Genomic DNA, 13,811 nt, shown 5'->3' with positions numbered 1-13,811 from the left:
AGAATGTTCTCTTTTCTTTTTTCACTCTATAAATTCCTTTTTTAGTGTATGATTACAGGAATTAATTCGTTTGTATGAATGCCCTAGCTTACTCTTTAAAACTTGACAATTAAAATAAAGGTATTATATTCTTAAATTCGACAACTTACAAAATGTAAGTAGAATGTATTACATGTATTTTTTAATAATTTGATTTGCAATTTGGAGGATATATTATGACAAACGATAACTTTTTTAACGTTCTATATGAACGCACATCTACACGTGCATTCAACCCAGACAAAGAAATTTCTTCTACAGAACTACACGAAATTTTAAAAGCAGCTGCACAAGCACCATCTGCTTGGAACTTACAACACTGGAAATTCCTTGTTTTCCAAGGCGAAGATGTACAAAAAAGATTACACCCAATTGCTTATAACCAACAACAAATTCTCGACGCTTCTGCAGTAGTCGCTATTTTAGGTGATTTAGAAGCCTATAAAAACGTTGAACCCGTTTATGGTCCAATCGTAGAACAAGGATTTATGAAAGAAGAGGCAAAAGAGCGTTTAGCTAAAAACATTGAATCTGCATACGCTCGTGAGCAATTCCCAAGAGATGCTGCCTTTTCAAATGCCTCTTTAGCAGCAATGCAGCTTATGCTTGCAGCTAAAGCAACTGGATGGGATACTTGCGCTATTGGTGGTTTTAATCCACAAGCACTTACAGAAGAATTCAATGTTTCATCTCGTTACGTACCAATTATGCTTATTACAATTGGTGAATCAACTTTAAAAGGCCACCCTGCACCACGAATGAGCGTAGAACAAGTGAGTGAATGGGCGAAATAATAAAGTGAAACTTTAATCAGTGGGGGTTTTATCCATCCCCACAAATAGCGGGATAAAAAACGAAGGTAATTTCATTATCTTCGTTTTTTTATACTTTGTTACACATCCGTAATATTACAATGTATTATTCGACATCTATACATAGAGAAACGATAAGTTTCATACTATTCTCATAAACAAAAATGACGTTTCATGTCGAAATTTGTTAAACCTCCGAAATATAACCGTGTATTTTTGTTACAATTGTGATACAATGATAACAAATAGATAACAAGAGAGGGATTTTCATTGAGTTCATACGGAAGCTTTATCGCACTTTTAAGTTACATAGTGACTGTACTACTTCTTTATTTCATTGGCGATGCTGCAAACATATCAATGCTACAATTCCCAAAAGAAGAAGCGTTTCAATTAGAAGCAGAAAAACATACTGCTCAATCCATTGCACCACTACTCTTAGCTCTTCCTGTATATATCATCGTTTTATATAAAAGCAAAAAAGTGTAAAGGCTACCTATTTCATTCATTTCGGTGGTCTTTACATTTTTTTTGTGATATTTGCCCTATTTTAAACATCATTCCGTAATAAACACCCATCTAGTCCTTTAAAATGAGAAAATCCCCTAGAAAAATTTCCCTTCTCTGTCCAGTCACCAACAGCCGAACTTACATAGATTATAAGTGTGAAGGGGGTGATGAGGATTATGTTTGGATCATTTGGATGCTGTGATAACTTTAGAGAATGTCATCATCATGAAAGAGAGCGCGACCACCGTGAGAAGGAGAAAGAGAGAGAGGTTAAGCCGCAACAATCAGCTGTATGTAACGTACTTGCTAGCATTTCAGTTGGAACAGAACTTTCTCTTTTAAGCATTAGAGGTAACGGAACATTCAACAATGTAATTTTTGAAGGTTTCGCTAACGGAGTTGCTCTTTTCTCTGCTTTAGCTCGTAATAACAATGAAAAAGATGACAATAAAGATGATAAGAACAATCAAAATCGAAATACTTTTACTGGTATTTTACGTGTATGCCCAACTGATATCGTTGCTATCGCTATCTAATTCCGTCCCTTATCCTCTATAGTAAGAAAATAAGATTTATTTTTCTCATAGAAAAAACCTGAGACCGATTTCAAATCGACTCAGGTTTTTTTATATTTATATGCTTTTAACTAATTCAACAACTTCTTCAGCAGTTGACATTGTTAATGCTTTTTCTGCCAATGTTTCCATTTCTGCTTTTGACAACTTACTTAGTTGTGTTCTTGCAGGAAGGATAGATGTTGCACTCATACTGAACTCATCTAAACCTAATCCTAATAATAACGGGATAGCAAGTGAATCTCCCGCCATCTCACCACACATACCAGCCCATTTGCCCTCTTTATGAGCAGCATCGATAACCATTTTTACAAGACGTAAAATAGATGGGTTATATGGTTGGTATAAGTAAGATACTTGTTCGTTCATACGATCTGCAGCCATTGTGTATTGGATTAAGTCATTTGTTCCGATAGAGAAGAAATCAACTTCTTTTGCGAATTGATCTGCTAATACTGCTGAAGCTGGAATTTCAACCATCATACCAACTTCAATAGAATCAGAAACAGTTGTACCCGCTTCTACAAGTCTTTCTTTCTCTTCTAATAAAATTGCTTTCGCTTGACGGAATTCATCAAGAGTCGCAATCATTGGGAACATAATTTTTAAGTTACCGTATACGCTAGCACGAAGTAATGCGCGAAGTTGTGTACGGAACACATCTTGCTCATCAAGACATAAGCGAATTGCACGGTATCCTAAGAATGGGTTCATTTCTTTAGGTAAATGTAAGTATGGAAGCTCTTTATCTCCACCGATGTCAAGTGTACGAACAACGACTGGTTGACCTTCTTTTACACCTTCAAGAACTGCTTTATATGCTTCGAACTGCTCTTCTTCTGTTGGAAGATTGTCACGGCCCATATATAAGAATTCTGTACGGTATAAACCAACGCCTTCTCCACCATTATCGATAATACCTTGTACATCATTTGGTGTTCCGATATTTGCAACAAGCTCAACGTGATGTCCATCACTTGTTACAGTAGCTTGATCTTTTAATTTTGCCCATTCCGTTTTTTGCTCTTCAAATTTCGCTTTCTTTTCTTCAAAAGAACGAAGAGTTTCTTCAGATGGGTTTACAATTACTTCTCCATCTAAACCGTCGATAATTACGATATCGCCATTTTGGATTTTCTCCATTACAACTTTCGTACCAACAACAGCTGGAATTTCCATAGAACGAGCCATAATTGCAGAGTGAGATGTACGTCCACCGATATCAGTTGTGAAACCTTTTGCGTACTTACGGTTTAACTGAGCTGTATCAGATGGTGTTAAATCTTCAGCAATGATGATTACTTCTTCAGAAATTGTACCAGGATTAGAGAAGTTAATTCCTAGTAAATGTGCAAGAACACGTTTTGTTACGTCGCGAATATCCGCAGCACGTTCTTTCATATATTCGTTATCCATGTTTTCAAACATAGAAATAAACATTGATGCAACTTCATCCATTGCAAATTCAGCATTTACTTTTTCGCTGTTTACTTTATCTTTTACTGGATTTACTAATTCCGGATCATTTAATACTAATAAATGTGCTTCAAAGATAGCAGCTTTATCAGCACCTAGCTCAGCAAAAGCGTGATCCTTAATAGCTTCTAGTTCAGATTTTGCTTTCTCAAGCGCAGCGTCTAAGCGTGCAATTTCAGTAGCTTCGTTTGTAATCGATTTCTTTTCAATGTTAAATTCAGGATTTTCAAGTCTGAAAGCCTTCGCAATAGCAATCCCACTTGATGCAGCGATCCCTTGAATGTTAAGAGTCATTATTCTCCTAATCCTTCGTTTTTCATAGTTTCTTCGATAGCTGCTAGTGCTTGAGCTGCATCATCACCATTTGCAGTGATCTTAATTTCCGCGCCTTGTTGAATTCCTAAAGACATAACACCCATGATTGATTTTAAGTTAACGTTTTTTCCGTTATACTCTAAGTTAATGTCAGAACCAAATTTGCTTGCAGTGTTTACAAGTAGAGTTGCTGGACGTGCGTGAATTCCTGAGTCGCTAGTTACTTTAAAGATTTTTTCCATGATAATTTATCTCCTTTAAATTACAGTATTTTTTAGTTGTATAGACGTGAGTACTACACCATCTATTGTATATAATAGGCGATGCTCGGTCAACCACATCGCCTATTATAATTATAAACATTTTGCGTCAAATTCCTACTGAATGTCAATAATAGCGTTTTCGCCCTTCTTAACATTTCCATCTTTTTTCAATTCGACTTGTTGTCCTTGTTGTAAGTTTGTAAATACAATTGGTGTAATGATAGATGGCGCATTTTCTTTTACAAATGCAAGATCTACTTTTAATAATGGTTGTCCTTGTTTCACCTTGTCGCCTTGTGCTACAAGTGCCTCAAATCCTTCACCATTTAATTTTACAGTATCAATACCGAAGTGGATTAAAATTTCTTTTCCGCCTTCAGATTGAATACCAATCGCATGCTTTGTAGGGAATACATTGACAATCTCACCGTTAACTGGAGAAACTACTGTTCCTTCAGTTGGCTCAATTGCAAATCCGTCTCCCATCATTTTTCCTGAGAATACTTGGTCAGGTACTTCTGTAATCGGTAAAATTTTACCTTCGATTGGTGATACGATTGTTTCGTTTTCATCAACCTTTTGAGGAGCTTCTTCTACCTTTACTGGCGCTTCTTGTTCTACGTGAGGTGTACGACCTGACATAATATCATGAATTTGTGATTTTAATGTGTCAGATTTCGGTCCAAAGATTGCTTGAATGTTATTTCCAACTTCAAGTACACCAGCTGCCCCAAGCTCTTTTAAACGATCTTTGTTTACATTTTTTTGTTCGTTAACTTGAACACGTAAACGAGTAATACAAGCATCTAATGACGCAATGTTTTCTTTACCACCAAGTGCTACTAATACTTCGCGAGGAAGTTCACCCGCTTCTGTTTTTCCTGCACCGTCATTTGCATTTGCTACTTCACGACCAGGTGTTTTTAAATCCCATTTACGGATTGCAAAACGGAATCCGAAGTAGTAAATAACTGCTAGTACAAGACCAACAATGATTACCCACCACCATGCTGTACGGCCCGGTAATACACCGAATAACATAAAGTCAATTAAACCACCAGAGAATGTCATACCAATTTTAACACCTAAAATTTGCATTGTCATAAATGATAGACCCGCAAATACAGCGTGAATTCCGAATAATACTGGCGCTACGAATAAGAATGAAAATTCAAGTGGTTCTGTAATACCTGTTAAGAAAGATGTTAATGCAGCAGATCCTAAAATACCAGCTGCTAATTTTTTATTTTCTGGACGTGCTTCATGGTACATTGCTAACGCTGCTGCTGGAAGACCGAACATCATGAACGGATACTTACCAGTTGTAAATGTACCAGCTGTTAATTCTACACCGTCTTTTAACTGTGCCATAAAGATTTTTTGGTCACCACGGATTAATTCGCCAGCCGCATTTGTATACTGACCGAATTCGAACCAGAACGGTGAATAGAAAATGTGATGTAGTCCGAATGGAATTAATGAACGTTCAATTAAACCAAAAATAAATGCTGCTAACGTTCTATTTGCATCAATCATTTGATGTGAGAACGTATTTAAGCCACCTTGAATATATGGCCAAACGAAACACATGATAATACCTACTACTAATGAAAATGTTGCAGTTGCGATCGGTACGAAACGCTTACCTGCAAAGAAACCTAAGTATGATGGTAATTCAATATTGAAGTATTTATTATAGCAATATGCCGCTACTATACCGATGATAATACCACCAAATACCCCGGTTTGCAGTGTTGGAATTCCTAATACATTGGCATATGCAGGATCTGCAAATCCAATTTTCACTGGATCTGTTCCAGTGCTTGTTACTTTCACTAACTTATCTACTTCTAAGAACACACTCATCGTTTTGTTCATAATTAAGTAACCAACGAACGCTGCTAAACCAGCTACTCCGTCACCGCCAGCTAAACCGATTGCTACCCCAACTGCGAATAGTAATGCAAGGTTAGCGAAAATAATATCACCAGATTGTTCCATAATTTTTGCAACCATTACGAACCAATCTGCTTTTAAAGCAGGAATAACATTTGTTAACTGTGGATTTTGAAATGCATTACCAAATCCAAGTAAAATACCTGCCGCCGGTAAAATCGCTACTGGAAGCATAAGCGCTTTTCCGACTTTTTGAAGAACACCAAAGATCTTCTTAAACATGGAAACCCTTCCTCTCTTATCTATATTGATACTTTTCGACAAACGCCAAAAAGGCATGAGGAAAAAAAGATAGAACGATAGCTATACAAAGGGTAGTATATCCCTTTCTCTAGCTTACATTCCTTACTTTTCTCCACTCATGCCTGATCGAATCAGTAACACGTGTCAAAAATAGGTTTACGTATAAGTTCACTATAACTAAGGCAAACGTTTTCGTTACTCACCTTAATGTGTTTGTCGAATTTTGTATAACTTTGCAATAGTTATTATACCTAACTATTGTAAGCGATTCAATGATTTTTTTTAACGTTTTCATTTTAGACAAAAATATATGTCTTTTTACACATGCTCCGCTTTTACTAATCGTTGCAAGTGCATCGTTAAATATATACTCTCCGCCTCATATACAGGAAGTTGCAACTCTTTTTGCATGACCTTAACTAGCTTCCAAGCTAAGTTATAACAGACTGGATATTCTGCTTTTAATAAATCAGCAAAACTTTGTGATTCCTCTACCTCTTCTCCTTTTTTCACCCGTTCAATAGCATATTGCAGATGACGAATAAGGCGTAAATAGTGAATACTTTCTTGATCTAATGTAATTTGTAAGTTTGTCTCAATTAAAGACACAAGCTGCGCAATGAGACGAGAGTTTTGATTAATCGAAGATAAATCCGAATTTGTAAGTGAACTGTAAATATGAAGTGCGATAAAACCAATTTCTCCTTCTGGCAATGTAATTTGCAAACGAGAATTTAAAAGATCTACAACACCTTCAGCAATTTCATATTCCTCCGGATAGAGCATTTTCGTTTCAACTAAAAAAGGATTATCAATTGTAAGTCCTTGTTTTAACCGCTTAATTGCAAAAGAAATATGATCTGTTAAAGCGATATGAATATGTTCATTTAATGGAGATTTTGCCTTTTCTTGAATGTAGAACATAATGTCATTCATCAATTCAATTAATTTTTCACTCACATGTGGCACTAACAATTTGTATTGCTCACGATCACGTTCATTTTTTAATATAAACATTTTTTCAACTTGTTCTTGCTCTAGCACATCTTTCGCTTTTTTTCCAAAACCAATCCCTTTACCAATCACTACTACTTCCTCATGTTCAGGATGGCTAGCAATGATGACATTATTATTTAAAACTTTTTTAATTTCTAGATAATTATTCATATAACACCACCCTCGTACTTAAATAGCCTACTTTTATGTTACAGAACATTCTTCTTTGTCGTCAATGTAAAACATCTACCATTTAATGAAAATTCATTTTTTAGACATGTTTGTGTATGATGCGTATAATGTAAAGGCAACTGTACATAGAAAGGAGACCGCAATATGATAAAAATGTTTGTGAGTGATATCGATGGTACAATGATGCAACACGGAGGTCTAATTGACGAACAGGATATCGTCGCACTTCGTAGTCTGGCTGAGCAAAATGTGATTCTTTGTTTCGCTTCTGGCCGACTTGATAATGAAATTGCAAATTTAATGCAAGCTGTAAATACAAATTTCCATCGCATTAGTGTAAATGGCGTTTTCGTATATACACATGAAAATAAGCAGCTGTTATCTGCGACATTCGACTCGAGTATTCTACCTGATTTGTTAGCAATGACAAATGAAGATCCTTATTTCCGTTATGTAAGTGATGAGCATAATTATTACATTGAAGAGAAAACACCGTTTATTCATGAACTGGAACAACAAGTAACAATGACTTCTGTTGAAGAACCTAATTTATTACAGAAAATAGATGATACAATTTTTCCAAATAAAATTTCTGTTGGCGGAACAAAAGAAAGCTTACAACTCCTTCAGAAAAAGATTGATGAAAAATTCCATGGAAAAGTTAGTACGTTCATTTCCGCAGAACAATGTTTAGATGTAATGCCACCAAATATTAGTAAAGGTTCTGCTATTTCTGTTTTATTAAAAGAATTTCAATTACAACCAGAGGAAGTTGCTTGCATAGGGGATTCTTACAATGATATTCCAATGTTTTCTTTAACTCCTCACAGTTTTGCTATGTCTCAAGCAGATGACGCAGTAAAAAAACACGCTCACTATGTAGTAGATGCGGTTAAAGATGCCGTTAACCACGTGATTGCTCATAATAAAAATACGACTCACTCCTTATAAGGATGAGTCGTATTTTTATTCCTTTACATGTTAAACACTTTAAAATTCACTGTACTTCACAAACTGAAATATATTATTTGTTACGTGCGATATTTGTAATAAATTTATAACGATCCCCACGATAAATACATTTCACATACTCTAACGGTATCTCACCTTCTGAATATGACCATTGACGCATTACAAGAACAGGCGCCTTTTTAGGAATATGCAGATGTTCAGCTTCATTATCTGTTGCAATTGAAGCCTCAATTGATTGAGTAGCGCTAACAAGCTTAAAGCCCAGTTTTTTCTCTAAATGTTCATATAAAGATTGTTGCAATATTTCTTCATTAATATCCTTTACAAGAGCTGGCGACAAATATGTCGTCTCAAAAGCAATCGGCTCATCATCAGCTAAGCGAATACGCCTCACTTCATAAACCGACTCTCCCTCCTGTATTCTAAGTCGATCTGCTATTTTCACAGTAGCTGGAACGAGGCGGAAACTAAGTAATTGACTACTTGGATTCATCCCGCGAGATATCATATCTTCTGTGAATCCCGTCATTCCTTGCAATTTTTGCTCCACTTTCGGAAGTTGGACAAACGTTCCAATTCCACGTTTCCGATATAAATAGCCTTGTTCCACTAAATTATTAATCGCCTGTCTGATTGTCATACGACTCACTTCGAACTTATCACAAAGTTCATTCTCAGATGGGATTTTATCTCCCGGCTTCCATTCGCCGGCCTCAATTAGCTGTTTCACCCACTCTTGAATCTGATAATAGATCGGAAATGGTGAATACTTGTCGATGTTCATCAGCAATCGCCTCACTGCATAAAGTTAGAGCTTCTTGATCAGCAATTACGGTTACATTCGGATGACGTTGTAAAACTGTAGCAGGACACGCTTCATTATATTCGCCTTGTAATAACTCTTTAACAGCTTCTGCCTTTTTAGAACCCATAGCAACAAGTAGAATTTGTTTCGCTTTCATAATACTTCCAATTCCCATTGTAATCGCATGAGTTGGCACATCTTCTTCTTTTTCGAAGAAACGAAGGTTTGCTTGGCGTGTAGACTCTGTTAATTCAACAATATTCGTTGGAGAATTAAACGATGTTCCTGGCTCGTTAAATCCGATGTGACCGTTTTCACCGATTCCAAGAATCTGTAGGTCAACTGGGTTAGCAACTAGAATGCTCTCGTAACGTTTGCACTCTTCCTCTAAATCACTTGCCATCCCGTTTGGTACATAAGTTTGTTTAAATGGAAGATGCTTAAACAACTGTTCTTGCATGAAATAGTGATAGCTGTTTTTATCTTCGTGTGGTAAATTTACGTACTCATCTAAGTTTACAGTGGTTGTATGGCTTGTATCAAGTTTATTTTTTCGCATTTCTGCATAAATACCTAATGGAGAGCTTCCTGTAGCCATTCCTAATGTTGGATTTTCTTTTGTTTTTACAACTTCTTCAATTAATTTATAGCCTGCTTCTGCTAATTCTTCTGGAGTTTTCACAACAAGAATATTCATTTAATTACTTCCCTTCCTTCATATGAATTCCTAAACGAACCGTATCATATACATGTAATTTATCAGTCATGACAACAAAGTCTGCATCTTTTCCTACCGCTAACGCACCTTTATTATTTAATCCAAACTCTTCTGCCTGGTTAACTGATGTCATGAGTACTGCATCCTCGATTGAGCATCCTGTAAACTCAATTACATTTCGGAAAGCCTGATCCATTTTTAGAATACTACCTGCTAACGTTCCATCCTCTAATCGAGCACTACCATCTTTTACATGTACTGGCTGTCCGCCAAGCTCATATAATCCATCTTCAAGACCTTTTGCACGCATTGCATCAGTAATGACACTTACTTTTTTCGGTCCTTTTAATTTATATGCTAATTTCACCATATCAGGATGAATATGAATACCATCTGTAATTACTTCAACCATTACATCTGGATTTAATAACACATGACCAACAACTCCTGGTTCACGGTGATGTAATCCACGCATTTGATTGTACAAATGTGTTGCATGTGTAATTTTTCTATTTTTTAGTTGTGCATCAATTGCATCTGTATGCCCCATTGTGCCAACAACACCAGTTTCAGCAAGATACTGTTCAAACTCTAACGTGCCCTCTTCTTCTGGTGCATATGTTACTAATTTAATTAGATTCCCGCTTGCTTCCTGCCATTGTTTAAATTGTTCAATATTCGCAGGAACAATATGTTCAAGTGGTTGTGCACCTGCACGTTTTTTTGAAACATACGGTCCTTCTAAGTGAATATATTCGAAATGCGCTCCTTTTTCTTTCGCTTCCTTCGCAGCACTTAGCGCCGCTTCGATCGCTTCTGGAGCTTGTGTCATTGTTGTCGGGAAGTAAGTTGTAACTCCTTCTTGTAACATTTCTTTACCTAGAGTTACTAAACCATCGCTATTTGCATCCATCGCATCAATATCGTATCCACCGTGAATATGAACATCAATCATACCTGGAATGACAATCTTCCCTGTAGCATCAAAAACAGTTTCATTTTCTTGTGGTACATATTGAGCCATCAAACCAATTTCTTGAATTGTTTCTGCGTAACGAATAAATCCGTTTTCCACTACTTCTTGACCTGTATAAATTTTGGCATTGATGACAATTTGCGTTTTCATTTTCATCGATCCTTTCCCATGAAATACCTACTTGTTCTTATTACCTTATTCGCCTAATTCTATCTTAATATATGCACGAGTAGTTGTCTATACATTATAGTGAAATTTCCATTTTCCTTAACAAAAACGGAAACTTATTACGTCTCTCATAAATTATAATATATGTTATTCATTTTTTCCAAAAAAGGACAGTATCCACCTCTAATATATAAAGGGAAACTATAATCAGTGGGGGTTTTGTTCATCCCTACTGATTATTAGCCCACACAAATAGCAGGATAAATCACTTCAATAATGGCATTAATCCACTAGACCCTATCGTAATATGTTCGCCATCTGTTTCCATTTCTACAGTTCGTTTATTTGTACCATATATCATTATACCATGCCGTTTTAATCGCTTTACTACACTTTGGTGAGGATGCCCATACGGATTGCTACTCCCGTATGAAAGAATAGCGAACTGCGGTTCTACTTTTTTTATAAACAATTCATTTGTTGAAGTATATGAGCCGTGATGTCCCACTTTTAACACATCTGCATGAACATCAAATTGCTTTATTATTTCTGTTTCCGTCCGCACATCAGCGTCGCCCATTAATAAAAAATCTGCTTTTCCATATCGAACCTTTAACACGATTGAAGATTCATTGTTTTCATCTTTTGATTTCCCATTGTTTAATACTTGTATGGAGACATGTGGATCTAGCGGTATGTATTGCCCTTCTTTAACAGAAACAAATGGAATTCCTCTTTTTTTAATATTGTTACGATACGTATGATAAGTAAAAGAACTATATGTTTTCCCACTATCTAATATAAGGGAGACCGGCATCTGTTCTACAATCGGAATGAGTCCTCCTATATGGTCCATATCAGGATGCGTACTGACGATAACATCTAAATGGTTAATCCCTTTCTCGATTAGTTTTTGAATGATAACCTCTCCTGCTTCATAAGGTCCACCATCAATTAACATCGTTTGTCCATTTGGCAAGGTGATAAGGGTCGCATCCCCTTGTCCAACTTTTAAAAAACTCACTTTCATTTTACTGAGATGCTGCCGCTGCATATGTAAAGAAGACGCAGTATGAATAGACATCATGTACCTTTGAGCCGATGCGCTATTTAAAGAAAAGCATAACAAAACAGAAACTAATAATAATAATATATTTCGCATACCTTTCATAACTCGTCTCCTTTTTTCACTTAGTATGGCACGGTATATAATTGATATACAAAAAAAGCTTAGCAAAATGCTAAGCTTTTATTTTGATATTTCTTGTAAAGAACCGAAGAATAAATCTGCTTCATTCATTTGTTCGTTTTCTTCAGAAAGCGACGGTAAATCATCTAATGTTTTTAATCCGAATGTGTCCAAAAATTCTTTCGTCGTTCCATATAAAATAGGACGCCCTGGCCCTTCTGCTCTTCCTGTTTCTTTAATAAGTAAGTGGGAAACTAACGTTTGTAACGCCTTGTCCGTTTTCACTCCTCGAATCTCTTCCATTTCAGTCCTTGTAATCGGTTGGCGATATGCAACAATCGCTAACGTTTCAAGAGCAGCTTGAGAAAGTGAAGCAGCTGTTGGGATATCTATTAATTTTTGATAGTACGGAGCGTGTTCTTTCTTTGTAGCAAAGCGAAATACTTTTGCATACTGTACAATTTGCAAACCACGATGTGCACCTTCACATTCTTTTTGCATTTCTTCTAAAGTACCGATTACTTCGGTTACTTCAATTTCAAGAACTTTCGCTATTTGTTCTGGATAAATCCCTTCATCACCAGAAACAAATAAAAGCCCTTCAATAATCGATTTTTGTTCTTTCCTATCCATTTTATAAGCTCCTTCCTCCTGTTTTTCCATAAAAATACACATCAAAAAACCGAATCACAGTTAATGCGTTCGGTTCAATATTTCTTCTCTTGTTCCAAACGATACATTAAAACTTAGCATGAGATAACATGTTTCTATCCCATTTTCACATGCTGGCTCTATGCAGATTTATTAGAGCTTGATACGAAAATTTCATCAAAATTATGTTCTTGCTCAATTATGATTTGTTGATTTTTCATAAGCTCAAGAACCGCTAAAAATGTTACAACCATGATTTCACGTTCATCATCAGCAAACAAATCATAAAAACTTTGACGACCACCTTGTATTTCTAACTGCTTTAAAATATCAGTCATTCGCTGTTCAATTGGTATTTCTTGACGAGTAATACGTGTTGTTACAGGTTTTTTTGCTTTTTTACGGCGCATTAGTTTTTGAAATGCCGCTAGCATATCATATAACGTAACATCAAGAGGTAAGTTTGTATCCTCTTCTTGTTGCAACGATGTAAAATCAATTGGTGGACGTGTATATAGCTGTGCTCTTTCTTGTTCTCTTTCTTTTAACTCAGTAGCAACTTGCTTATATTTCTTATATTCAATTAACCTCTCCATCAATTCCTGACGAGGATCATCTATAAAATCATCACCGTTATCAAGTACATCTTCTTCGTGTTTCGGCAACAACATTTTACTTTTAATTTGTAATAACGTTGCAGCCATTACTAAATACTCACTTGCAACATCTAATTGTAGTTCCTTCATCGTATGAACATAAGATAAATATTGCTCTGTAATTTCCGCTACAGGAATATTATATATGTCAATTTCATAACGATGTATTAAATGTAACAATAAATCTAAAGGCCCTTCAAAAGCCTCTACTTTAAAATTATACTGCACAAAGCATCCCACCACATTTTTTCTATAACAACATAAGTATAGAGCATACTCATGTTCTATCCAACCTTTTT

14 protein-coding genes are annotated in these 13,811 nt (G+C 35.9%); 4 read left to right on the top strand and 10 right to left on the bottom strand.

Annotated elements, in window-relative coordinates:
• Positions 1–215: 215 nt before the first annotated feature.
• The 3 genes from COC96_RS17685 to COC96_RS17675 all read left to right on the top strand — a co-directional run bounded on the left by COC96_RS17685 (position 216) and on the right by COC96_RS17675 (position 1,897).
• Complete coding sequence (locus COC96_RS17685) at positions 216–833, top strand: nitroreductase family protein (protein ID WP_098267971.1); 618 nt, start codon at positions 216–218, stop codon at positions 831–833.
• A 288-nt stretch (positions 834–1,121) separates the two neighbouring features.
• Positions 1,122–1,340 (top strand): hypothetical protein, encoded by a 219-nt coding sequence (locus COC96_RS17680; protein ID WP_098267972.1) that lies wholly within the window; start codon positions 1,122–1,124, stop codon positions 1,338–1,340.
• A 197-nt stretch (positions 1,341–1,537) separates the two neighbouring features.
• Entirely contained in the window at positions 1,538–1,897 is a 360-nt protein-coding gene (locus COC96_RS17675) for a DUF3915 domain-containing protein (protein ID WP_142340014.1), read from the top strand.
• Between the two features lie 96 nt (positions 1,898–1,993).
• Here COC96_RS17675 and ptsP read toward each other — a convergent pair whose 3' ends face one another.
• The 4 genes from ptsP to glcT all read right to left on the bottom strand — a co-directional run bounded on the left by ptsP (position 1,994) and on the right by glcT (position 7,356).
• Positions 1,994–3,706 (bottom strand): phosphoenolpyruvate--protein phosphotransferase, encoded by a 1,713-nt coding sequence (gene ptsP / locus COC96_RS17670; protein WP_098267974.1) that lies wholly within the window; start codon positions 3,704–3,706, stop codon positions 1,994–1,996.
• Positions 3,706–3,969, bottom strand: coding sequence for a phosphocarrier protein HPr (gene ptsH / locus COC96_RS17665; RefSeq protein ID WP_000411079.1), 264 nt, complete (start codon positions 3,967–3,969; stop codon positions 3,706–3,708). The genes ptsP and ptsH overlap by 1 nt, the downstream gene beginning before the upstream one ends.
• A gap of 135 nt (positions 3,970–4,104) precedes the next feature.
• On the bottom strand, positions 4,105–6,168 hold the full coding sequence (gene ptsG / locus COC96_RS17660) for a PTS glucose transporter subunit IIABC (RefSeq protein WP_098769107.1): 2,064 nt from the start codon (positions 6,166–6,168) through the stop codon (positions 4,105–4,107).
• Between the two features lie 339 nt (positions 6,169–6,507).
• On the bottom strand, positions 6,508–7,356 hold the full coding sequence (gene glcT / locus COC96_RS17655) for a glucose PTS transporter transcription antiterminator GlcT (RefSeq protein WP_097904546.1): 849 nt from the start codon (positions 7,354–7,356) through the stop codon (positions 6,508–6,510).
• Positions 7,357–7,521: 165 nt separating this feature from the next.
• Between glcT and COC96_RS17650 the strand changes: the two genes are divergently transcribed.
• Positions 7,522–8,328: a Cof-type HAD-IIB family hydrolase gene (locus COC96_RS17650; protein ID WP_000594237.1), complete on the top strand. Its 807-nt coding sequence runs from the start codon at positions 7,522–7,524 to the stop codon at positions 8,326–8,328.
• A 73-nt stretch (positions 8,329–8,401) separates the two neighbouring features.
• On the opposite strand, the gene COC96_RS17645 is transcribed toward COC96_RS17650, so the two are convergent.
• The 6 genes from COC96_RS17645 to scpA form a co-directional block, all read right to left on the bottom strand.
• Positions 8,402–9,133 carry a GntR family transcriptional regulator gene (locus tag COC96_RS17645; protein WP_098267976.1) on the bottom strand — a complete coding sequence of 244 codons (732 nt, stop codon included), beginning with the start codon at positions 9,131–9,133 and terminating at the stop codon, positions 8,402–8,404.
• Positions 9,063–9,851 carry a glucosamine-6-phosphate deaminase gene (gene nagB, locus COC96_RS17640; RefSeq protein WP_098267977.1) on the bottom strand — a complete coding sequence of 263 codons (789 nt, stop codon included), beginning with the start codon at positions 9,849–9,851 and terminating at the stop codon, positions 9,063–9,065. The genes COC96_RS17645 and nagB overlap by 71 nt, the downstream gene beginning before the upstream one ends.
• A 4-nt stretch (positions 9,852–9,855) precedes the next feature.
• The gene (nagA, locus tag COC96_RS17635; RefSeq protein WP_098769166.1) at positions 9,856–10,998 is read right to left on the bottom strand and encodes an N-acetylglucosamine-6-phosphate deacetylase; all 1,143 of its coding nucleotides are present in this window, start codon (positions 10,996–10,998) and stop codon (positions 9,856–9,858) included.
• A gap of 283 nt (positions 10,999–11,281) precedes the next feature.
• The gene (locus COC96_RS17630) at positions 11,282–12,187 is read right to left on the bottom strand and encodes a ComEC/Rec2 family competence protein (protein WP_098769106.1); all 906 of its coding nucleotides are present in this window, start codon (positions 12,185–12,187) and stop codon (positions 11,282–11,284) included.
• 78 nt (positions 12,188–12,265) lie between these two features.
• Positions 12,266–12,838 carry a segregation/condensation protein ScpB gene (scpB, locus tag COC96_RS17625; protein ID WP_097904551.1) on the bottom strand — a complete coding sequence of 191 codons (573 nt, stop codon included), beginning with the start codon at positions 12,836–12,838 and terminating at the stop codon, positions 12,266–12,268.
• 158 nt (positions 12,839–12,996) lie between these two features.
• On the bottom strand, positions 12,997–13,740 hold the full coding sequence (gene scpA, locus COC96_RS17615) for a segregation/condensation protein A (protein WP_097904552.1): 744 nt from the start codon (positions 13,738–13,740) through the stop codon (positions 12,997–12,999).
• Positions 13,741–13,811: the final 71 nt, after the last annotated feature.

This window comes from Bacillus cereus, from assembly GCF_002577405.1.
Classification (GTDB): domain Bacteria; phylum Bacillota; class Bacilli; order Bacillales; family Bacillaceae_G; genus Bacillus_A; species Bacillus_A cereus_AU.
The sequence above is the reverse complement of the archived record's forward strand: the minus strand, read 5'-3'. Positions and strand labels throughout refer to the sequence as shown.

Excerpts from the sequence above, each read along its gene's own strand:
- COC96_RS17675 (WP_142340014.1), top strand. The coding sequence starts at position 1,538 with ATGTTTGGATCATTTGGATGCTGTGATAACTTTAGAGAATGTCATCAT.
- ptsH (WP_000411079.1), bottom strand. The coding sequence starts at position 3,969 with ATGGAAAAAATCTTTAAAGTAACTAGCGACTCAGGAATTCACGCACGT.
- ptsP (WP_098267974.1), bottom strand. The coding sequence starts at position 3,706 with ATGACTCTTAACATTCAAGGGATCGCTGCATCAAGTGGGATTGCTATT.
- COC96_RS17685 (WP_098267971.1), top strand. The coding sequence starts at position 216 with ATGACAAACGATAACTTTTTTAACGTTCTATATGAACGCACATCTACA.
- COC96_RS17650 (WP_000594237.1), top strand. The coding sequence starts at position 7,522 with ATGATAAAAATGTTTGTGAGTGATATCGATGGTACAATGATGCAACAC.
- nagB (WP_098267977.1), bottom strand. The coding sequence starts at position 9,851 with ATGAATATTCTTGTTGTGAAAACTCCAGAAGAATTAGCAGAAGCAGGC.
- nagA (WP_098769166.1), bottom strand. The coding sequence starts at position 10,998 with ATGAAAACGCAAATTGTCATCAATGCCAAAATTTATACAGGTCAAGAA.
- scpB (WP_097904551.1), bottom strand. The coding sequence starts at position 12,838 with ATGGATAGGAAAGAACAAAAATCGATTATTGAAGGGCTTTTATTTGTT.
- ptsG (WP_098769107.1), bottom strand. The coding sequence starts at position 6,168 with ATGTTTAAGAAGATCTTTGGTGTTCTTCAAAAAGTCGGAAAAGCGCTT.
- glcT (WP_097904546.1), bottom strand. The coding sequence starts at position 7,356 with ATGAATAATTATCTAGAAATTAAAAAAGTTTTAAATAATAATGTCATC.
- COC96_RS17630 (WP_098769106.1), bottom strand. The coding sequence starts at position 12,187 with ATGAAAGGTATGCGAAATATATTATTATTATTAGTTTCTGTTTTGTTA.
- COC96_RS17645 (WP_098267976.1), bottom strand. The coding sequence starts at position 9,133 with ATGAACATCGACAAGTATTCACCATTTCCGATCTATTATCAGATTCAA.